At 47.4% G+C, this 24,086-nt stretch carries 6 protein-coding genes; all 6 read left to right on the plus strand.

Translation table 11 applies throughout. The features are described 5' to 3' along the window. The first annotated feature begins 47 nt into the window (after positions 1–47). The 6 genes from ACN4EK_RS14015 to ACN4EK_RS14040 all read left to right on the plus strand — a co-directional run bounded on the left by ACN4EK_RS14015 (position 48) and on the right by ACN4EK_RS14040 (position 24,073). A complete protein-coding gene (locus ACN4EK_RS14015; protein WP_431658563.1) occupies positions 48–1,331 on the plus strand; it encodes a hypothetical protein in 1,284 nt (427 codons plus the stop codon). 549 nt (positions 1,332–1,880) lie between these two features. Then, the gene (locus tag ACN4EK_RS14020; RefSeq protein ID WP_431658564.1) at positions 1,881–8,981 is read left to right on the plus strand and encodes a SpvB/TcaC N-terminal domain-containing protein; all 7,101 of its coding nucleotides are present in this window, start codon (positions 1,881–1,883) and stop codon (positions 8,979–8,981) included. 46 nt (positions 8,982–9,027) lie between these two features. Further along, positions 9,028–10,065 carry an IS5 family transposase gene (locus ACN4EK_RS14025; RefSeq protein ID WP_431655305.1) on the plus strand — a complete coding sequence of 346 codons (1,038 nt, stop codon included), beginning with the start codon at positions 9,028–9,030 and terminating at the stop codon, positions 10,063–10,065. Between the two features lie 93 nt (positions 10,066–10,158). Next, positions 10,159–11,010, plus strand: coding sequence for a hypothetical protein (locus tag ACN4EK_RS14030; RefSeq protein ID WP_431658566.1), 852 nt, complete (start codon positions 10,159–10,161; stop codon positions 11,008–11,010). 116 nt (positions 11,011–11,126) lie between these two features. Beyond that, complete coding sequence (locus ACN4EK_RS14035; RefSeq protein WP_431658567.1) at positions 11,127–11,801, plus strand: hypothetical protein; 675 nt, start codon at positions 11,127–11,129, stop codon at positions 11,799–11,801. An 860-nt stretch (positions 11,802–12,661) separates the two neighbouring features. After that, the gene (locus ACN4EK_RS14040; RefSeq protein ID WP_431658568.1) at positions 12,662–24,073 is read left to right on the plus strand and encodes a Tc toxin subunit A-related protein; all 11,412 of its coding nucleotides are present in this window, start codon (positions 12,662–12,664) and stop codon (positions 24,071–24,073) included. Positions 24,074–24,086 lie beyond the last annotated feature (13 nt).

Consider the following 24,086-nt stretch of genomic DNA (forward strand, 5'->3'; position numbering starts at 1 on the left):
GATCGCTGACTCACACTTCTGACTGCAAGTTCTTAAGGGTGTTATTCATGCTACCGAACGACTATCCCAGCCTGAAGTTTAAAACAGATGCAGAACTGATCTGTAATTACTTACTCAAGCTGCGAAATTCAGATGTAGAAATATCCGTTCAGTCCTTTCAACATCTGTTGATTGAAGGAATTAGTTGCCCTGAATCTGAAGTTTTGTATGCGTTAAACCAGATTGTCAACTCAGAGTGGGCAGAGACTGAGTTCACCAATTTCCTGAATCGATGCTGCTATATCCTGATTAATCATTGGTGGTCAAAATCAGAATTCACCTGGGCAACCGAAGATTTAGTCAATTTATTTAGAGACCCTCCACCTGTTGTCTCCAGCACTTTAGTCAATACACAGAAGCTCAGATATCTGATTCATCAATTTACCCAAACACCCCAATATCAAACCTTAGAACGCTATGCCCAGGTTGCAAAAGAGAGTAACAAATCAGAGAAGCTGCCTAATCATGATAAAGCCTCCGAACGGATGGAGAATTTGATTTATCGATATCCGTTTTTGTATCGCTACTTTCTACTGGATGGAAATAGTGGTGAGTTAGGGCATCATGCCGTTAGGCGCAGACAAATGGAAATGGAGCAGAAATTTGAGAATTGCCTCTGGCATTACGCTCCTGGCTTATTTCAAACAACGAATACAGCCGAAGTTAAAAATCCCACTTTGCTCAGTGATCAAGATTTAAAGCTCGCGATCGCACAATTTGCAGGTAAATCTGAAGGAGGCTCTAACTATCAGGACGCATCCCAGCAATTTCTAGTGAAAGCCGGACAATCTCAGTCTTTTAGATTCCTCAAACAAGAGATCCATACCTATTTAACAGATTCTATTAAATACTCTTGTAAACCAAATTATGGCAACCACTCCTTTAATGATTGGCTACAGGAACAACTGAAACACATTCTGCCTGAAAGTGATGATGTTCAACCGACAGGACAGTTATTAATTCAAACCTGTGATCAATTGATTGCTACCCTACTTGCAGATCCTACCCAGGCTCACAAGCACAGTATGTTTCTTGATCTTCACGGCAACTTAGGAGCAACCTTCACGATCGGATTTCTACTTAAAATCGTATTGATCTGCTGTAGCGTCAAATCTAACTTGAAATATATCAAAGATAAGCTGGCTCAACGGTTTTCAGCCATCTTGAGACACTATGAAGCTACCTTCCGAAAAGACGTTGAGTGGTTGGCTGAATGCTTAGACAATTGGATGATTGCCCATACGATTCACTTTGGTCGGTGGGGCGTCGCAAAATGGTCTAAGCTACTGTAATCTCTAGTGTGACTGAGCAGGTAAAGTGGCGCGATTTTCAATCAATGAAGTTTTTCTAAAAAGCCTAAAGCTTCTAGACATCAAGCTTTTTAGAATTCTCACTCTTTTCAATTTCTGAAGGCTCTTGATATTCAGATGTGCTAAGAGGCCAGCCATGCTGGTAAGCACACACTCCAAAACCTTAAAATAGGCAAAACTGTCTGGTTTAGGGATAGGCGACTGGAAACAGGATGCGCCTTCAGCGGCGATCGCTCTGTAAAGAGAGCACAGTTAAGCTTTAGGAATAGACCTGTTGGGAAAATAACGAGGAAGATAGCTAAAACGCTCACACTGGCTAGATTTCAAGGATTTCTGAGCTTATTACCCAGCAACTCTAATATTTTCATTTTTCCTCTCTAAAAGTTAAATTTAGATAAAAAGTTTCCTCCATCTCTTTATAACAACATAGATTTTAAGTAGTTTAAGTAGCGATGCATCTCCCCATTAGTTTGACGCCTACTTTACGTGCAGGAAGGCGCGACCTAGTTAATTAGCTGTGGGAGTTAGTTTATGCCAACCCTCTCGGACAGTCCGGACGGTAGTCAAGTCTCTGATTCGAGCAAAAGCTATTATTCACCTCCTGTGGCGGTGTCTCTACCCAAAGGGGGTGGAGCCATCAAAGGGATGGGAGAGAAGTTTGCGGCTAACCCCGTTACAGGGACAGGCTCCATGACAGTCCCGATCGCCGCCAGTCCTGGGCGTTCTGGGTTTGCTCCCCAACTTTCTCTGTCCTACGACTCTGGTGCAGGTAATGGACCATTTGGGTTTGGCTGGAATTTATCACTCCCGTCGATTACCCGCAAAACAGATAAAGGCTTACCGCGTTATGAGGATGCCACAGAGTCGGATGTTTTCATCCTCTCAGGTGCAGAAGATTTGGTTCCGGTTCTGGTTAAAAATGCTCAGGGAGAGTGGATACTCGAAAGCCCGATCAATCGCACTGTAGGCGATAAGACCTATGTGATCAAACGCTATCGACCGCGTATTGAAGGGCTGTTTGCTCGCATTGAATGTTGGACTAATGTAGCTGATCCCAACGATGTTCATTGGTGTTCCTTTTCCAAGGACAACATTCTTACGCTGTACGGTAAGGATCAAAACTCCCGTATTTTTGATCCAGCAAATCCCCGCCGCATCTTTAGTTGGCTCATCTGTGAAACCCGTGATGATAAGGGAAATGCCATTCTCTACCACTACAAAGCAGAGGATGGAGCGGGTGTGGATCTTAGCCTTGCCCATGAGCGTAACCGGGGCGATCGCAACGCTACACAACGTACCGCAAATCGCTATCTCAAGAATATTCGCTACGGCAATCGTATCCCACTGCTAGATTCAACTGGACAGCGCCCCCATTTCCTCACCCAGGCTGCAATTGACAATGCGGGCTGGATGTTTGAAGTGGTGTTCGACTATGGTGAGCATCATGCCACAGTGCCAACACCAAAGGATTCAGGGGATTGGGACTATCGCAACGATCCCTTTTCGACCTACCGCGCGGGGTTTGAGGTACGCACTACTCGCCTTTGCCAGCGCGTACTGATGTTCCACCATTTTCCCGATGAGCCAGGGGTGGGACAAAATTGTCTGGTGCGATCGACTGATTTCACCTATTCCCATGAAAACCAACCTACCCCTGTTCAGAATCCCATTTATTCCAAGCTGATTGCTGTTACCCAGACGGGCTACAAGCGTAAACCAGAGGGGGATTACCTCCCAAAATCACTCCCGTCGTTGGAATTTACCTATAGTGAACCCGAAATTGATCCGACGGTGCGGGAGGTCGATCGGGGCAGCCTGGAGAATTTACCGATCGGATTAGATGGATCGGCCTATCAATGGACTGACCTGCATGGCGAGGGCATTCCGGGCATTTTGACTGAACAGGCGGGAAGTTGGTTCTACAAGCGTAATCTCAGTCCCATCAGTCAACAGCCAGTTGAGTTTGCGCCAGTTGAGCTAGTGATCAGTAAACCTAATCTGTCTGTGTCTGGTGGGCAGGCTCAGTTTATGGACTTGGCAGGGGATGGGCAACCTGACCTGGTGGTGATGGATGGTTCCATGCCGGGGCTGTACGAGCATGATGGACAGGAGGGATGGCAGCCGTTTCGTCCTTTTACCTCACGGCTCAATCGCGACATGGGAGATCCCAATCTCAAGTTTGTGGATCTGGATGGGGACGGTCATGCCGATGTGTTGATTACGGAGCAGGATGCATTGGTTTGGCATCCTTCTTTGGCGGAGGAGGGGTTTGGGGCCGCACAGCGGGTGGCTCAAGCCCTTGATGAGGAGAAGGGTCCGCGACTGGTGTTTGCCGATGGCAGTCAATCAATTTATCTGGCTGATTTGAGCGGCGATGGGTTGACTGATTTGGTGCGGATTCGCAATGGAGAAGTCTGCTACTGGCCCAATCTGGGCTATGGACAGTTTGGGGCAAAGGTCACGATGGATAACGCACCCCATTTCGATTACCCAGACCAGTTTGACCAGAAGCGAATTCGTTTGGCAGACATTGATGGTTCTGGGACGACAGATATTATTTATCTGCATCAGGATGGAGTCCAGCTCTATTTCAATCAATCGGGCAACGGCTGGAGCGCAGCACAGCTTCTACAGAGTTTTCCTCCCGTTGACAGCTTAGCCAGCATCATGGCAGTTGATTTGCGGGGAAATGGTACGGCTTGTCTGGTCTGGTCATCGCCATTGCCCGGAGATGTTGGTCAGCAGATGCGCTATGTCAGTTTAATGGGTGAGCAAAAGCCCCATCTGCTGATTCAAACCCGGAATAATCTAGGTGCTGAAACCATTGTGCAGTATGCACCCTCAACGAAATTTTACTTGCGGGATAAGCGCGATGGTAAACCCTGGATCACTCGTTTACCCTTTCCGGTGCATGTAGTAGAGCGGGTGGAAACCTACGACCAGATCAGCGGCAATCGGTTTGTGACGCGCTATGCCTATCATCATGGCTACTTTGATGGCGAGGAGCGGGAGTTTTGCGGCTTTGGGATGGTGGAGCAGTGGGATACGGAAGCTTACGCGGAATTGGCAAAGGGGAATTTGTTTGCAGCAGGAACCAATGACGAGGAGAGTTTCCATGTGCCGCCAGTACAAACTAAGACCTGGTTCCATACGGGGGCATTTATTGATCGGGAGCATCTGTCAACGTACTTTGCAGAGACGGAATACTACCGGGAGCACCGACATCGAGTTCCAGAAGAGGCTACTGAGGCTGAGCGTAAACGGATTGAAGCGGAATTTAAGGCAATGCTATTGCCAGATACAGTGTTGCCTGATGGTCTAACAACAACTGTTACAGAACGGTTGCCAGATGGAACCGAGGAGACTCGGACGATCAGGCTCCCGCATCCGTTAACGGTTCAGGAAGAGCGGGAAGCCTGCCGAGCATTGAAAGGGAGTATATTGCGGCAGGAGGTCTATGCCCTGGATAGGACAGGCGAGGCTGAACATCCCTACACGGTGGCGGAATCGAACTATGAGATTCGGCAACTCCAGCCCCGGCAGGATGGGCAATATGGAGTATTCTTTGTCCACCCGCAAGAGAGTCTGACCTACCACTATGAGCGTCATCCGGAAGACCCACGGGTAGCTCATCAGATGACGTTGGAAGTAGATGGGTTCGGTAATGTGCGGAAGTCCGTGGAGATCGCCTATCCCCGCCGCATCCCTGCCTATCCCGAACAGGCTAAGACCTTAGCCACCTACACGGAAAATTGGGTGACAAATAAAGCCAATGTCTCTAACTGGTATCGCATTGGGGTTCCAATTGAAACCTGCACCTATGAGATTACAGGGATTGAAGCTCCTCAATCATCTACCTTTGTTCCCTTAACGCTGGACTTCATTCGCAGTCATCTAGCCGCAGCCGTTGAGATTCCCTACGAAGCGTTTGCCAGTGCTGGAGTGCAGAAACGGCTGATTGAACGGGTTCGATCGCGCTACCGGGCAAATCAGACTGCGAAGACAACTGATCCGAAGCCGTTGCCGTTGGGTGACGTGGATTCCTTAGCATTGCCCTGTGAAAGTTTTAAGTTGGCGTTCACACCGGAGCTGTTGGCACAGGTCTATGGGGCAACGAATGGCAACAAGATTGGACTGAGCGACCTGCAAGCATTGCTGCGAAAGGAGGGAAAATACATTGAACAGGATGGGCTGTGGTGGATTCCTTCAGGACGGCAAGCGTTTGATTCTGATGCTTTCTATCTGCCGATTCAAACGAAAGATCCCTTTGGGGGACTCTATACCGTTACCTACGATGATTTCCATCTATTAGCAATCCAGACTACTGACCCCATTGGCAACCAGATTCAAATTGCAAATGATTATCGGGTGTTGCAGCCTCGGCAGGTGACTGATCCAAATGGCAACCGATCGCAAGTTGTGTTTGATGCCCTGGGGATGGTGGTTGGAACAGCCGTCATGGGCAAGGAAACGGAGTCCCTGGGCGATTCCTTTGAGCGTTTTAATGCGGATCTTACGTCGGATGAAATTGCAGCATTTTTCGCAACGGATGATCCGCGATCGCAGGCGATTCAGCATCTAGGCACAGCAACCACGCGCTTTATCTACGATCTCGAACATCTCCCTGCCAGTGCGGCGGCGATCGCCCGCACAAAACATCACAGCGATTTGCAGGAGCAATCTCTTGAACTGCATGAAATCCAGGTGAGTTTTGTTTATTCAGATGGGTTTGGGCGAGAGGTGCAAACCAAAATTCAGGCAGAGTCGGGCGATGCCCCATTACGAGACGCGAATGGTCAACTGATTTGGGAAAATGGCAGGTTGAAGTTGGGCCATGTTGATCCTCGTTGGGTTGGAACGGGCAGTAAGGTTTACAACAATAAGGGAAAACCTGTTAAACAGTTTGAGCCCTTCTTTAGCAGCACTCACCACTACGAAATGGAATCTGATCTGGTGGAGTGGGGTGTCACATCAATTCTGTTCTATGACCCATTGGATCGGGTAGTCGCGACGCTGCATCCAAATTGCACTTATGAAAAGGTTGTATTTGATGCATGGCAGCAAGCAACCTGGGATGTGAATGATACGGTGATGCATAATCCCAGTACAGATGAGGATATCAAAGGGTTTTTCATAGACGATAAGGGGAAAGAGCGTTTACCCAGACACACCTATTTACCCATCTGGTATCAGCAGCGGATTGATGGAGCGTTGGGAACAGCGGAAAAACGAGCCGCAGAGAAAGCCGCCAACCATGCCGATACACCGGCGATCGCCCATCTCGACACGTTGGGACGACCGTTTCTGACGATCGCAGACAACGGAGACGACCAGAAATATCCGACTCACATCGACCTGGATATTGAGGGCAATCAATGGGTCATTACCGATGCCCGAAATAATCCGGTGATGATCTATGGCATCCCCCAGCGAGATAGCCAGGGGAAACCCGTGAAGGATACTCAGGGTAAACCTGTGCTAATTGGACGGGCGTTTGATCTGTTGAGCCATAATCTCTATTCCTACAGTGGGGATGCTGGAGAACGGTGGACGTTGACCAATGTGGCAGGTAAACCCATCCGTACCTGGAATAGTCGAGGCTTTACGGTGTCAATGACCTATGATGCCTTGCAGCGACCGACCCAACTGTTTGTGCGATCGGCAAACCAGTCGGGAATTTTGGCGGAATGCACGGTGTATGGAGAGAGACATCCACAAGCCGCGCAGCGGAACCTGAAGGGTAAGGTGTATCAGGTCTATGATGCAGCCGGGGTGGTGACAAATCAACAATACGACTTTAAGGGCAATTTGCAGGATAGTCAGCGGCAGTTGAGTCGCACCTATCGGAAAACGATGGATTGGATGGGAATATCTTTCCACCTGTATTCTGCATACTCTGACCGTCCTCTGGATCTTGAGACGATTAAGCGAAAACTGGTTCCGCTGCTTGAAAGTGAGGTTTTTACCTCCAACACAACCTATGATGCGCTGAATCGCCCGATAAGGATGACGACACCCGATCGCAGTGAGATTCGCCCGATCTACAACGAAGCGAATTTGCTGGAACGATTGGAGGCAAATCTACGCGGTGAAGAAACGGTCACTCACTTTGTCAGCAATATTGATTACAACGAGAAGGGTCAACGGGTGTTAATTGAGTATGGCGATCGCGATGCCGATGGCAAACCAACCGTAGCGCAAACCGAATACCACTATGACCTCAAAACCTTCCGGTTAACTCAACTGAAAACCACTCGAAAAACCAACCCGAAGGTATTGCAAGATTTGCAGTATACCTATGACCCAGTCGGCAATATCACCACAATTCATGATGCCGCGCAGCAAGAGATTTATTTCCGTAATCAGGTGGTAAAAGCCTGTGCAGACTACACCTATGACCCGATTTATCGGTTAATTACCGCAACGGGACGAGAACATTTAGGGCAGAAGCCTGATGGTAGTCGAGAACCGATCTCCATTGGTCATGACGATTCACTGCGGATGAACCGACCCCATCCCCATGATGGACAGGCAATGGGGCGGTATCTCCAGAGCTATGTCTATGATATGGTGGGCAACATTTTGGAAATGGCCCACCAGGGAACCGATCCCAAACATCCGGGGTGGAAGCGGTGTTATCAGTATGCGGTGGATAGCAATCGACTCCTTAGTACGGGGTATGCCAGTGATTTGCGGATGCCCTGTCCAACCCCCTATGCACCAGATCCCATGTATGGAGAGATTTACACCTACGATGCCCACGGCAGCATGACCCAGATGCCCCATTTGAAGGTAATGGAATGGGACTTTAAGGACCAGTTGCAGGCAACCCAACAACAGGTAGTGAATAACGGTGCAGGGGAAAAGACCTATTACGTCTACGATGCAGCAGGACAACGGGTACGCAAGGTGACAGAACTACCTGCCGCCGATGGAGCCACACCTAGACGAAAGCATGAACGGATTTATTTAGGTGGCTTTGAAATTTACCGTGAATATAACGGCAATGATATAACGGTAACACTTGAACGAGAAACACTACATATTATAGATGATGAGCAGCGAGTAGCGTTAGTAGAAATAAAAACAATTGAAGTTAAGGACAGTATTGTTAACAGAATTACTTCACCAAAAGCTCTAATTCGCTATCAATTGAATAACCACTTAGGATCTACTTGTATAGAACTAGATGAAAAAGGAAATGTAATTTTTTATGAGGAATATTATCCTTATGGAAGTGTATCTTATCAATCTAAAAATAGCGATATAGAAGTGAGTTTGAAGCGATATCGATATACAAGTAAAGAGCGGGATGAGGAGACTGGATTGAACTATCATGAAGCACGATATTATGCTCTTTGGTTAGGACGCTGGATATCAACCGATCCTGAGGAAATGCTTGATGGTTTAAACCTATACACTTACGTACTTAATATGCCGGTTAAGAAAACTGATCTCAGTGGTAGAGCAACAGATGAGGAGCGGCAAATTCAACAAGTACATATTGACGAGAAGCACCCTGTAGCTAAAGGAGGAAGCTCTGAAGATGCTGCTAACAAGAGCATAATTTACGGAGATGTTAATAAACATAAGGGCACCTCGAAAAATCGAAAAAAGGATGTCTCATTCTGAGATCAGAGAGATAAGATAGCAGCAGTCAGGCCATCCAAGGACAGCAATGGGACAACAAGGGTTCTGGGATTTAGAACAGCGCCAGCAAGAATTAGCCGCCAAGAAAAGCACTTTAGAAGATTTAGACCGGTTAATTCCGTGGGAATCGTTTCGGGCACAACTTGCCGTGATCCATGACAAACCGCGCAAAAGCAACGCTGGACGCAAGCCTATGGATGTGATTTTGATGTTTAAGCTGTTAGTGTTACAGCAGTTGTACAACATCAGTGACGAAGCGTTGGAATATCAAGTCAAAGACCGACTCTCGTTCATGCGATTTTTGGGGTTAGGAATTGAAGATTCGGTGCCGGATGCGACCACAGTGTGGTTATTTCGTCAGCAGTTGCAAGCGCATCAATTAGTAGAGCCGTTGTTTGAGTCCTTTGGAGAATACTTAAGCGCGCAAGGCTATCAAGCCCAAGGGGGGCAAATTATTGATGCGACCTTGATCCCGGTGCCAAAACAGCACTTTGACCAGGATGAAAAAGCCCATCTGGAGGCTGGAAAAAGGCCACCCCAATGGCAAGAGAATCCGCATCAGGGGGCACAAAAAGATGGCGATGCGACCTGGACGAAGAAAAACGGCAAGAGTTACTTCGGCTATAAGGATCACCTGAGTATTGATGCCAACCATGGCTTTATTCGTCGCTATGCCGTGACCGATGCCGCCGTGCACGATAGTCAAGCCTTCACGGCAGTGCTCGATGCTGACAATGAAGGCGATGAGGTGTGGGCGGACAGTGCCTATCGTTCCGTCGCCCTCGAAGGGTTGCTCGTGGTCTTAACCTTCATCAGTCACATCCATGAACGCGCCTATCGCAATCGCCCCTTAAGCGAGGAACAAAAAGCCGCCAACCGAGAGCGCTCTCAAACCCGGGCCAAGGTCGAGCATGTCTTTGGGGCTTGGGTGATGCAAATGGGTGGCAAACTGGTACGCTCGATTGGACTGGAGCGGGCTAAGGTGCAGTTAGGGTTGAAGAATTTGACTTACAACTTCCTGCGTTTGGTCTTCTGGCAAACACGCCCGGTTGAAGCTGACGGATAGATCTATCCAACATCCGGCATGGCAGCAAGTGGAGCGGAGAATCCACAGCAGATTTGACGGCATAGAGGACTGATAATCGACTTTGAGACTGGAATGAGACTTGAAATTTGTAAAACCTCAATTAATCGAGGTTCCCATAAGTCCGACAGACTTATTAAATCTTCCCAAATTGCTGCAGAGGCACAAGCCAATGGAAAACCAATCTCTCTTGCAGATCATCCATCCTTCGACATTATTGGGGTTAGATTTTCAGATGTTGTAGAACTTAATGCCATCCATGAAGAAGCAGTCCGAGCAGTTAAGGAAAAAAGGAAAGACACTTGGGACAAGCTCAGTGAACGACAAAAAGCAAATCTCATTAATGCAAAAACACGACACCTTATTAAGAAGAGTGAGAGTGAGAATGCAAGGCGTGTTCGAGCAGCTTTAGAAGCTCATGGCATTGATGGACGAACAATGCGGATTAAGGCTTCCAAGATTACTGAGATGCGCAGAGAAGCGCACGAACTAGCAAGGCAAGGGCAAGGAGTAAGAAGTAGCAGAACCGTAGGAACAATGAGAAGTGCAGATTCTAAAGCTGGACTAGTCAATACCGTAGTGCAACTTGCGCAAGGAGATTATGAGGGTGCTGTCGAAGGATATGCCACGAATAAAGCAATAGATGCTGCTGAGGTCATACTTCAAAAAGGCGTAGAAAAAGCTGGCGTGAAAGTGCTAAAAGGTGTCCCAGTAGTAGGTGCTGCTGTTGCGGGTTATCAAGCTTACCAGAAATATTCTGAGGGAGATCATTGGGGAGCATTGAGAGAAGGACTGCAAGTAGTTCCAGGGGCAGGTGCTGCAGCACTAGTAGGAGAGGTTGGGGCAGAAACTGCATGGGCAGTAAAGGAATATATTGATCCTAACGAGAATTTAGAATCATGGTTTTACCAGAAATTTCTCAAATGATGATTAGCCAACACACACTAAGGAGAAGTTCAAAAATAATTAGGAGTAAAATAATGAATCTTTACTGCTAAAAAAATAACACTAATAGGCCACATTGAAAATTTTGACAGCACAACATGAATGCAATCAAAATGCAATCAAACTCCGAAATCCTTAAAGATCTGCTGCTTGAAGACTATCGCTATCGTGCTGAGGCGATGAAAAATAGTGAGCAAGTGGGTGAAACACGGTTCAATATTTTTGTCGGTCTGGCGACTCTTTTATTGGGTGCAGTGGTTGCTTTAAGCACCGAAGACAATGGACCGAAAGACGATGCGCTTAAGAGCATTGTACTGGCAATATTCTTCACCCTATTTGTTGTCGGTTCCATGACGCTACTGCGAATTATCAAGCGCAATGAGCATACTGACGAATGTAAACATGACCTCGACCATATTCGCCAAACCTTCATCACCTTGTTTGATCAAGAAGGGTTACTCGTCGATTACCATCCCGTCGGGGCCGCCAATTCCAAACAATCATCAAAACTACAAGTTCGTAGCTTTGGGGGGTTAGCACATACGATGAGTGCCATTAATAGCCTTCTGGTTGCCGGGTTTGTTGCCTGCCTGGTTCTGCCATTCAAAGATAATTTCTCATTGAGTGCCCCCATTACCTGGGTGGCTCTGGTTTGTGCAGCCATTGCCTTTGTGATTTCCCTCCTTATGCAAACTTCCTACATTAAGAACCGAGAGGACAAAGCAAAAGCAAAACTTGAGAAGGCTTGCGAGAGATTAAATCCGAAGCCATGAGGGCGATCATCCCTTCCATCATTGCAAATCAATTCTTTCATTGCTTCAAACCGGGTTGCACTACCTCTTCACCGTCAATGCCTGGATAACACTTACCCAAAAATTAGCAATTTTCGGAGATCACTATGCCGAACGAAAGCCAACCAACTGGAACCTCTGAACAAAACTACACAGTTGTTTGTCAAGTTGTTGATGCCCACGGCAATCCGTTGGTTGGGCTTCTGGTCAAAGCCTTCGACAGCGATCCCAATTTGGTTCACGACCCACTGGGCACACCCGCTCTGACTGCTGCCAATGGGCAAGTCGAATTTCACTTCAAAACCTCCGACTTCACCGAGCATCCAGGAGAAGGTAGACCCGATCTTCGTTTCAAAATTTATCGGGGTAACACAGAGCTTGAATACACCTTAGCTGGGACAAATGAGCAATTTTTGAGAGGGTCTCGACCTCTACCAAACCCCGTGCGAATTACTGTCAACAAACATCACGTTGTTCAAGGCACCATTCGCGATCAGGCAGATGCTTCCCCTGTTAGTAATCTAGTCGTTAAACTATTTGACCTGGATTTAAACCAGACAGGACTGCAAGAGAGTCAGTTAGGGCAAACAACCAGCCATGCTGATGGCACCTATACCCTCACTTACCAACCCCCCGTTAAGCCAACCCTTCATCTTCAAATTCGGGTCTTTGATTCATCCACGGCAACCACTCCATTATTGGAGGCTGACCCGCAGTACCACGCGACAGCATTAGAAACAATAAATTTGAGTGTTAAGAGAACTCAACCAACCCGTTTATCTGAATTCGCGACTCTGAACCAGCAGATCACTAAGACTCTGCAAGATAGAAACATTCTACGATTGGTCGATCTGAAAGATAAACAAATTACCTTTCTGTCTGGAGTTTCTCGCATTCCAGAAAAACACATCACTGCCCTCAGAACTGCCCAACGGCTGGCAACTCCAGATCTTCCTGTTGAAGTCTTCTACGCGCTCCAACAACAAGGCTTGCCAACAGACTTAGACCAGCTCTACAGCCACTCTCCCCAAAACCTCCGAACTGCTCTGGAAGCCGCTATCCAAAAGAACGTTATTTCCATCATTAACCAACAAACTCTAGAACAATGGTGTCAGCGTTTAGAAAGCCGCATTCTCAATCAGGCAATTAGCACCGCCTGCCAGGATCAGCCCACCTCTATGGGTAAACTCCTGACCTCCGTGGAGCCAGACTCGTCCCTACGGCGACGGATTATCCAGTCTCTCTTAACCCTACAACGGATAGAACCCACCAGACCCCTCGATGCCTTCTGGCCCAAAATTGAGGCTGACCTGCACCTGGGTCTCCCCAAAATTAAAGCACTCCGCTTTGCTCTACAGGTGGGGCAGATCACCCGTAATACCCTTCCCCTGGTAAGTTCCCTGCAAACTCTCCATGAGCAAGGCCAGATTCTCTCTGCGATAGATCTGGCGCTCTGGCACACTCAAGATTGGGCAGAGTGGCTTCAAACCATTGCCGATACCGATTTACCTGCCTGGGCAGACGGTGACACCTCTGATGCTAAACGGGACTCTCTAGCTGACTTTCTGCATCAACAAGCTGCTGCCGTTTTCCCGACTACTACCACAAACCAATCCCTGATCTCAGGACGAATTCTCACTTCCACTGGTCGCCCGGTGCCCCATGTGAGGGTGCAGGCGTTCCACCAGGAATTCGCTGCAGACCAGCCAACACCCATCGGTTCTGCTGTCAAAACGCGCGTTGACGGTAGCTACCAGATCGTGCTGGATCCCTTCCAACTGGCTCAGCACCTTTCAACCGCTCCCGCCGCACTTTCACCTCTCCACCTTCATATCAGTGCTACCAGAGCCAATCAGGAACAGGAACCAAAACGTTCTGATGTTCAGTACAACCTCACGTTGCCCGTCACTATCGACCTGACGATGGAAGGGGAACCGGAACCTACAGAATTTGAGCAGGTGCGCGATCGCATCCATCAGGCTATCGGTTTAGCCTCTGACCTGTCCAATCTCCAACCCGAAAAGCTGACCTGGCTAGCTGGCGTTACCCGCATTGACCCCAAAACCCTGGAGCGGTTTACGGAAGCGCATCGATTGTCAACCCAGGCAGCGACTGAGCAATCCCCATCTCTATCACCGGAAGTGCATTATGCTCTCCTCCACCCCATTGCTCAAAAAGTCAGTCAGGAATCCATCTCTGCTACGCAAAGCCTGGAGGCTGCCATTGCCGCTGGCATCGTCGCCCCTACCGTGCAAGACTCAGTCCAGGATGCAGCATCCTGGTTACAAGAGCGGGCACGTCAGCAGGAAATTCAGACCCGCCTGGAACATCTGCGCTCCTCAGCCTCCCAGTTACCAGGAGCCAGCCTGAAGGAAATACTGACTGCTGTAGACCTACCAGAAGCTGAGTTTAGCCATTACACCCAAATTCTGGCGGAGGAACCTGATGTAAAACCAGAGCAGATTGAACATCGGCTGCAAGAAAAAGGGGTTTCTGTTCGTGGACGAGCCATCATTCGCCGCACCCAACGACTGACCCAAATTGTGGGAGCAGAAGACGATCTGGTAAAACATCTAGTAGCTGAAATGCCTCCTCTGTCTGGGTTAGAAGGCATCAGCTCGAAAGATCAGGATGAGGCAAAACTGCGTACCTTTGCCCAAAACGATACCGACGACTGGCAAGGCTGGCTGGCAACCAAACAGATTCGACAAAGAATTCCGGTCAGACCGATTCAATCCTTAAACAGCACCACTGCTGACCAGCCAAGCCTCCGTCTGCAAGCTCGCCACTTGGCCGCTAACTTTGAGAAAGTCTATCCCACAGAGGCATTATTGGGTCGATTGAAAAAAGTTAGTACCCAACCTGAGCAGGTTCCCAACCCAGCTAACTTTGTTGCCCTGAAGAATTTTGTGGAAGCTCAGATCAATCAAGCAGATCTCAATCAGGCAATCAATCTCCACGGGCCGGGACTCAAACTCCAACTTCTGCGCCTGAATCGAGCTAATGGGGTTTCGGGCAATGGAGAGGCAGCCCAGGAAAGGTCAGTGCTCTATGACTTTGTGCGATCGCAAGAGCCAGAAGCAGATGCCACCCTCCTTCAGGAGAAGGCAACCCGACTGGAAAAAGACCTGACCAGTTTGCAACGTCTGCTACGCATTGCTCCCTGTAGCGAAGCCGTACATCTGCTATCACAGGGACATACTTCCGCTCGTTCAATTGCGACAATGAGCCAGGAAAGCTTTGTTCAGCAAATGGTTGAAGCAGGTAAGCCTGCCGATGAGCAAGATCGAGCTTTCTTGCAGGAGCAAGCCAAAGTAATTCATCGTCGGGCAGCTCGGCAGTTTAGTAAAGCACTTGCGATCGCAACCACTCTATCCCCACAACTCCAACAGATTTCACCATCTGCTGTATCGGGGCTGGGGGCGGGCCGTAAAAAGCCTGCCTCTGGTAATGCAGGTGGTGCAGGTAGCACCGGGAGCGGCACCGAAACCCATCCCAATCCTCCTGAATTACCCGAGGGAGCCAATTTAGAGTCGCTGTTTGGTCCTCAGACATCATGCCTGGCCCCTCCCAGCCAATCGGTCTTAGGTACGGGGGCGTACCTGGTGGATTTGCTGGAGATGTTAAAAAACAATGGAGGAGTACCCAATGTTCAGGAGGTGTTGCTTAAACGCCGCCCGGATATTGCCGAGCTTGAGTTATCTGCGGCTAATGCTGAGACTCCAGTTCCTTACATTGACCTAGTTATCGAGCTATTGGAGCAAAAGGTCACTTCAGTTCCAGACTACTATCCACAGACCACATGGACTGCCGAAGAGTTAGCCGCTTTGCCAGAGCATCTTAATTCTCGGGCATATGACACTCTTGCAAACGCTGTATTTCCGTGGAGCTTGCCCTTCAACTTTACCCAAGCAGAAACCGCGATTTATCTGGCAGATCTGGGACTGAGCCGGGATAAATTAATTCGTTGTTTCAGGTCACAATCTTTAGCAAACCAGCATAGGCAGACAATACTTGATAGCACATTAGCCTATCTGGGACTTAGCACTACAGAACGTCAGATTATTACTGCTGTTTTAGAGGTACGTCTTTGCTTGCAAATAGATCCAGCCATACTTTTACCTCGGCTGGTACCCCAACTGATTGATGGGTTTGAACCAAACTCAGGAGATTTGATTCTCATTCGCAACTCTTCCACAAAAGCTCTCTTTCTTGCCAGAATCGAAGGCAATCCTCAAAACAATCTCGCCCTTCGTCTGATCCGAAAACTAAAGATGGGGCAGGTGGTTACAGTTCGGGAAGGCGAAAATTACGGTGGGATGGCTTGGATGACTGGCTTCGACCATCCCTGGCAAGGACAATTTAGCTTGTCCGCAACTATTAACGATTCCTGGAGATATTGGGGTTATTATTTCCGCCCTGATCGCTGGCCTCAGTGTGAGGGAAAAAATGTTCGAACTTTTCTTAATAAGAGTGGTTTAGAGTACTCCGATTTAATGGAGTTACTGACTGCTGATTACATTAATCCGCAACTCTCCGACCCACCTGGTTCTCATCAGGTAACGCTTCACATAACAGGCGATGGCTGTAACCTATCTAAGATGAATTTAGAAGGGGTAGACGAACCTTTCCTTAACCGCTTCCATCGATTTGTGCGTCTGTGGCGACGGCTGGGATGGACTGTTAGAGACTTAGATCGGGCAATAAAGATATTCCAGGCTACTGACTTAACCGATAATTTCTTGATTCAGGTTGTAGCCGTAAAACGGTTAGCTGAACGGCTAAATCTAGCTGTAACTACCGTCCTGACGTTTTGGGGAGATTTGGATACTCAAGCCACCTACGATCGCACTAGCAACCCCGCTCAACTTATCGCCTCACAGTACGACCAAATCTTTCAAGACAAAACCAGGTTGTCAGAGGACGATCGTCGTCTCCTGGCTATCCCACTAACGGCTTCCTTTGCAGATGTGAAAGTTGCTGTATGGTCAGCCCTAGGGTTATCTGCTGAAGATTTAGCTTTGCTAATCAACGAAACTACTCAGTTGAACCTGAATACCCTCTCAAAACTTTATCGCTGGGCTACTTTGTCCAAAGCCGTGCATTGGTCGATTAAAGACCTGCTACGCCTTCAGACTATGAGTGGTTTGGATGATCCCTGGATAAATCCTGAGGCAACCCAACATTTTTTGGATGCCGTTGAACAAGTTCGGAGCAGCAATTTCAATCTTCACGACCTGGATATTTTACTGTGCCATCAAACCAATCCAGAGTTTGAGCAGAAGTTAGAAAAAGATGCGATCGCTCTTTTCGAGAATTTGACAAAACGATTGACAGAGAATGCCCCTTGCGAATCAAGGGAAGAAAAAATTATCGTTTTAGCGCGATTGCTGGCTCAAGCAACTCCTACCGACAATGGAGTACAGTCTCAATTAGCCGACCATATCCCACACGCTACCCGAATTATCGAGATTCTTGAAGGTACTGGGGTCTGTATGCTCAGTCCTGATCAAGAAGGCTATTTAGAAGCTCATGGGGTTGAATTAACTCCTGACCATTCTAACAGCGAGCCTACCAGACTGACGGTTGCTGAGGTCGGTGTATGCCTACAGGGGATTGCAAATGTCTTGACCTACAACCCGGAGACCCTAACAGCCCAATTAGTAGGTTTTGGAACCCCAGAATCAGCTCCAGGTTCCCAACGAAGTACTCTGATCCTCACACCAGCTATTGTTCTGTTAACCCAATCGCTTTTGGTCAATGCATTTGCTCAAGCTTTCCACCTCCCCCAAGGTACTGTTAAGCAGTTGTTAGACAAACTACCAACTGCTCTAGAGCTCAACTTGAAAGCTATTCCAGTCTTGGTAGACTTTATTGCTCCACTCCGTTCAGGGCTAAATCTGCAACACCCTAAAGATCTACGCCAAAACCGAATATGGCCCCTATACGTGCAGTTTGTTAAAGGGGCCTGGTTGTTGCGAACATTCGGCTGGACTGATCAGGCGTTAGCGACAACTGGTATGCAACACCCCTTCAACCTGCTGACGCTCTCAAGATTACCCTATCAGACCACTCACTCTGCATCCTCCTCTGTAGAACAACGCCAAACTCTCTTCCTGTCCTGGTGTAATCTCTGTGACCTTAAACGCCTACAGGAACGATTTGCTGCACGGGGTCTTTCTTTCTGGGTAGCTCACACAGTCGCTTCTCAGGCAGATTCTATGGCCGATAGCTGGGGGGAGATCGCCCGCTATTTTGAAGTGTCTGAGGAAGATGGCAAGATGCTCCTTGACCCAGAACTCTTGGACATCCAACAATCGGCTCAGAACGCTTTACCAAAAGTCTGGCTATGTTTCCTGGATGCCCTTGAACTGGTGCAGTACTTGGGTGTTGCCGCCAAAAACTTAAAACCCTGGTTGGCAAATTCCCTAACAACTGAAGTCTCTAACGACATTCGCTTGATAGCAACGGCCAAACGTGGGGGAGCGGAGTGGCAAAAGGTAGCTCCTGCCCTCCGTAACCAATTACGTCTCCAGCAACGAGATGCCCTGGTGTCCTATGTGCTAGGACGAGATTATGCTGAAGATCTCACGAACAGCGATGCCTTGAACCATCACCTGTTGGTGGATGTGGAGATGGGGACAGAACAAAAAGTCAGTCGCATTGACCTGGCGATCGCCTCTGTCCAAACCTTTGTGCAACGAGTTTTGCTGGGATACGAACAAGATACCGCCGCCACCTTTGACCCATCCTTTGAAACCCGCTGGGAATGGATAAAATCCTATCAAACCTGGCGAGCTAATCGAGAGCTATTTCTATACCCAGAAAATTGGCTAATTCCAGAAACCAGAGATGATCAATCTCCTTTCTTTGTAGAATTCAATCAAGCCCTATCCCAGCGCGACTTAACCGATGAGAGCGTGGAAGATGCTTTCATTGCTTACCTGCAAAAGCTAGATGAAGTTGCCCGCATGGAAATTATGGGCACTTGCATTGAACAGCTCGAAAGCGAAAAAGTCCTGCACATCGTGGCGCGAACTCAAGGAATACCCCACCAGTATTACCACCGAACCTGGTCTTTAGATACACAACATTTTTCATCCTGGGCTCGTCTGGATCTGGATATTGATGGCGACTGGGTAGTGCCCATTGTCTTAAACGGACGTTTAAACCTGTACTGGATTAAACACACCAAACAACTCGAAAGTATGAAAGACGTGCTGGGGATGAATCCCTCACGGCCTTTTCCACTATTACCCCATTACCCGATTTATCAAGATCAATACACCCTGTCCTGGAGTACCCGCCAACGCAGAGGCTGGACACCCAAACGTACCGCAGACCACTACATTGCCCGCCCATTCTTCCCCCTTGCCCCCACTCACTTTGCAGTTCGAGTTGATGATGCGACAAGAATCCGGATTGGCGGCGTGACATTACCACCTTCATTGCTTACACCTGAAACACAATCTAATCCAAAGCTCTCCTATAAAGCTTGGAATCCTAGAAGCGAAATTAATGGATTAAAGGGAGAAGTTGATGGTCTCAAGAAGAAAATAGAGACTTTAAATGAAGAAATTGATTCGCTAAAAAGGGCAAAGGAAACGGCTGAACAAGGAGTCAGAGATCTTTCAGGAGAAGTCACCCGACTAATGAGAGAAGTTACTCAATTAGAAGCTGCTGAGCGAATAGCTCAAGAACTAAAAACTCAGGCTGAAGCCCTTGCCGAACAACTAGCCAAAGAAGTTGATAGCCTAAAGATCGAAATTGCGAGATTGATAGAAGAAGCCACAAAATTAGCTCAGGAAATCGATGTATTACAAAGCATCAAGAGGTCTGTGGATGCTCTTAAAGATAGCTTAGATGCGGTTACTGGAGTTATAAACGGTGTTAAAAGAAGTGTTAATATTATCGCAGATGTTCTGAATAAAACGGTTGGAGAGACACTTCAGGATATTGATAAGGCTATAAATAGCCTAAGCAAGATCTTGGAAAAGGGGCTTGAGTACGCTTGTATAGTAGAGAGATCTCTAAAATCTTTCCCACCCATTGAAACATGGCCACAACATTTGGTATCTAAAACCATTGAAGGAATTGCTCAGGTTGTATCCTCTATTCTAAAAACACTATGGAATGAGCTTAAGAGCCTTTCAGATCCAGAGAAGGTTCTTTTGGGTAGTGATGGTGATGGTTACAACTCAATTTTAAGTGAGTATTTACAAAATCATCTATTTAAAGGAGATTCACCTTTTTTCAAGGATGACCTTCTCAATCATCTTCAAAAGTATAGCCGTCTAGACGCTTATAAACTTGGATGGTCAGAACCTTTAGTTGGATTTGAATTTGGTTATTTTGATATCAATGAAGGTGGGGCAAAAGCTTTACGCTTAAACCTTCCACCAGGCATATTAGGTATGGCAGGAAGCTTCTGGGGTGGGTTAGGAACATTGGGTGTGGGTGCTATAGGTGCTGTTTCAGGTGGCGCTGGGGCAGCACTGGCTTTAGGTGGCTTGGGTCTAGCGCTCACTGCCGAGGCATCTGCTATGTTGTTATACTCGCTCTTTCCAGGATATCCAGGTTTATATGATGTGCCTGTTCTTACTAATTTACTGAGTTTTGACCTGCCCTCATCAAACTTAAAACCTTCATTGAAGAATAAAGATGACTTATTGAATGCTTGGCCAGGTAGTGGTTTTCTTCCCAAATGGGGTAGTTTTATAGAACCTGTAAGCTATTGCAAAGTAAGCGTTAATCTTCAAAAGATTTACGATGAAGAGTTGGCAAAATTGCAAAGTGAGGATAGTCCTTTCGGACGTGAATTAATTGGCCTAATAAGTGGATTAAACAGTGGTCTAGATACTCTTAAACAACAAGAGAAAGTTTCCCTTTTCAATACTAGTATGCGAGTTGTACGACCACTCCTTTTTGGTTCTTTCCCTGGCAGATTGCATTCACCTTTGCCAACCATTATCAGTGATGAACGTAATAGGCGTTCCTATTTGCTAAGATATAGCACCACAGAAAATCAGTGGAAAGCTATTGCCTTTTATCATCCATTAACAACAACATTAAGTCGTGAACTAGAACGTCATGGTGCTGAAGGAATTTATAGTGTTTCAATCCCTGAATCTGAAAATCAAATTTGGGAAAGGAATGGTGCTTTTTCCGATAGTTTTTCTGCACCAGCCAGCATTGCAAATTCTGTTTCAGGAGAGTGTCTTGCCTTAACTTCAGAAGCCGCCTACTCCCTTTATAATTGGGAATTGCTTTTCCACATACCCATTTTGTTAGGCACACGATTTGCAAGTCGTCAAAGGTTTAGTCAAGCTCTTGAATGGTACCGAAAGGTTTTTGACCCAACAATTACTCAAGGCAATACTCCTCAAAGATATTGGCGTTTCAAAAAGTTTTACGATGAATATGAAATAGAGTCTGTAACACGATGGTTGATCCAGCTTGCTAATAGTTCCTTAGCTAAAGATGCTGCTGAAACAACAGCCCAGCAGGATAGAGAGGATTTAATTAAGCGTTGGCAGAAAGACCCCTTCAATCCCCATCTTATTGCCCGTCTACGTCATGGCGCTTACCAACGGGCAACCGTCATGCAAACTATTGATACCCTCATTGCTTGGGCTGATGCGCGCTTCCGTGAAGATACCTGGGAATCTACTAACGAGGCTACTCAGCTTTACTTGTTGGCCAGGGACATTCTCGGCCCACGCCCACAGCTGGTACCTGTTCAATCCACTCAGGCCAGAACTTACAATCAACTCCAGAATGATGCAACAAGCCTTAATCGGGATATTGATGCTTTCGCCAATACCCTGTTGACTATTGAATCAGCTGTAGGAAATGCTCCTGCTTCGACACATGAGGAACGAGATCCGGCAGAGAGTGTAGTTCTTCTTAAAGGCATCTCAACCCTTTACTTTGGCATTCCTGTCAATGAAAAACTCCTCAGTTACTGGGATACTGTTGAGACTCGGCTCTATAACATTCGCCACTGCCTGACCATTGAAGGCAAGCCTCGCTCAGGCTTCACTCCCAACATTCTCGATTTCTCTAGAGGGACTTTTAAGTTAATAGCAGCAAGCTCTACAACCAGCCAAGACAATGAAAGACTATTTATCTTACCTCCCTACCGCTTCCAATTCATGCTGCAGAAAGCCAATGAGTTGGTCGGTGAAGTCAAAGCTTTGGGAAGCACATTATTAGCAGCGATCGAGAAGCGTGATGCTGAACAACTCACTAAAATTCGATCGAATCAGGAGATTAAGTTACTCGATCTGGTCACTCATATCCGGCAACTTCAGATTAAAGAGGCTGAAGAATCCCTTAATGCTGCTAAACAAGGTAAAGTTGGGGCAGAAATTCGTCGTGCCTACTACGCCAGCCAGGAATATAACAACACTGCAGAAAAGGTCAAAGAAGTTCTCTCAGCAGTATCTTCTGGATTCCAAATAGCTTCTGGAATACAAGAACTGGCTGCGGCAATCCTGCATGCAGCACCTGATGTTTCAATAGGTGCAGGAGGGCACGGTAACACTCCCAACGCTTCTATTTCCTATGGCAGTAGCCATCAGGCCAACGCTATCTCAGCAACAGGACGTGCTTTTTCACTGCTTGCTTCTGTCGCTCAAACAGGAGCATCAATGGCTGGCACAATGGCTTCCTATGAACGACGGCAGGAAGAGTGGGATCATCAACTCAACTTGGCCCAAAATGACATTGAGCAATTTGAAAAACAAATTGCTGCCGCTGAGCAAAGGTTATCTATTGTCGAACGAGAACTATCCAACCATGAACAGCAGATTGAACATGCAAAAGCGATAGTAAGCTTTATGTTGGGTGATCCCAATCAAACCTTTTTCGCATTGTCTAAGGAGAAAAAGTTTACAACCCTTGAACTCTACGAATGGATGATTAGCGAGATTGCTAAAGTTTACTTCCACAGCTACACCCTCGCCTTCGACATAGCAAAACAAGCCGAACAATGCTTCCGTTTCGAGCTGGGGTTGGCAGAGACGAACTACATCGAATTTGGCCAATTCGACGATCTTGGAAAAGGACTCCTGGCTGGCGAAAAGCTCCAGTACCATCTGCGCCGCCTTGAAGCCGCCTACCTGGAAAAGAACAAGCGCGACATCGAACTGACCAAACACATTTCCTTAAGACAGATTGATCCCGTTGCCCTGTTGATGCTCCAACAAACTGGGCAATGTTACATGACCCTGCCAGAATCTCTCTTCGATGCTGACTACCCTGGTCATTACATGCGCCGTATTAAGAGTATTAGCCTGACTATTCCCTGCGTTGTTGGGCCTTATACCAACATCAACTGCACCCTGTCTTTAGAAAGTGCCAAAGTACGCATTACTGATCAGGCCGATAACACCTACGGACAAAATGACGAAAGCAAAACCCGCTTCCGCTCTTACTTGGTTGCCGTCCAATCTATCGCCACCAGCACCGCTCAAAACGATAGCGGACTGTTTGAACTCAACTTCCGCGATGAGCGCTATCTTCCGTTTGAAGGATCCGGAGTTGTGTCAACCTGGCGTATCGAAATGCCGAAGGACTGCAATACCTTTGATTTCAACACGATTTCCGATGTGATCTTTAAACTCAGCTACACCGCTCGTCAGGGCAACGATAGCTTTAGAGACACTGTCAGGCAAGCTCGAAATCTGGTGAACACATCCAAAACAACCCAGAAAGATCTAGAACAGCTAGAAGCTATTGTCCAACCTTCAGGCTTTTTGAGCATGTTCAGCGCCAAGCAGGAGTTTTCCGCCGAATGGCATCGATTCCTCCATCCTCAAAACACGGATTCAAGCAGTAAACTTAACCTGCACCTGACGCCCCACCGTTTCCCCTGCCAATTTCGGGACAGAGACATCACCATCAACAGAGTGGATGTCTTCCTGAAATTTAAAGACTCCCAGACCAAGGACACCTACGCTTCTGGTGGTCAACCTTTAGGTATTTACCTGACACCGCCCAAGGGCAACACACAGGGGCCTACACCGCTGAACAGTGAGCCACTCCTGGCAAATACTCCCCATGGAGTTTTTGCCGAAAATGAATGGACTCATGTAGTGAAGGACGCTGATATCTGGGAGCTTGAAGTTAGGGATGATGAAATTGGTGCTATCGCCAGCACCTTATGGACTTCGGTTAGTGGTCATAATCGCTTGAAGGCAGAGGCGATCGATGACTTACTCATCATTTGTCACTATTCAGTTCAGGTGTAGAGAGAAAGCCGAA

Origin of the sequence: Pantanalinema rosaneae CENA516 (genome assembly GCF_050753385.1) — a bacterium.
GTDB lineage: Bacteria > Cyanobacteriota > Cyanobacteriia > Leptolyngbyales > Leptolyngbyaceae > Pantanalinema > Pantanalinema rosaneae.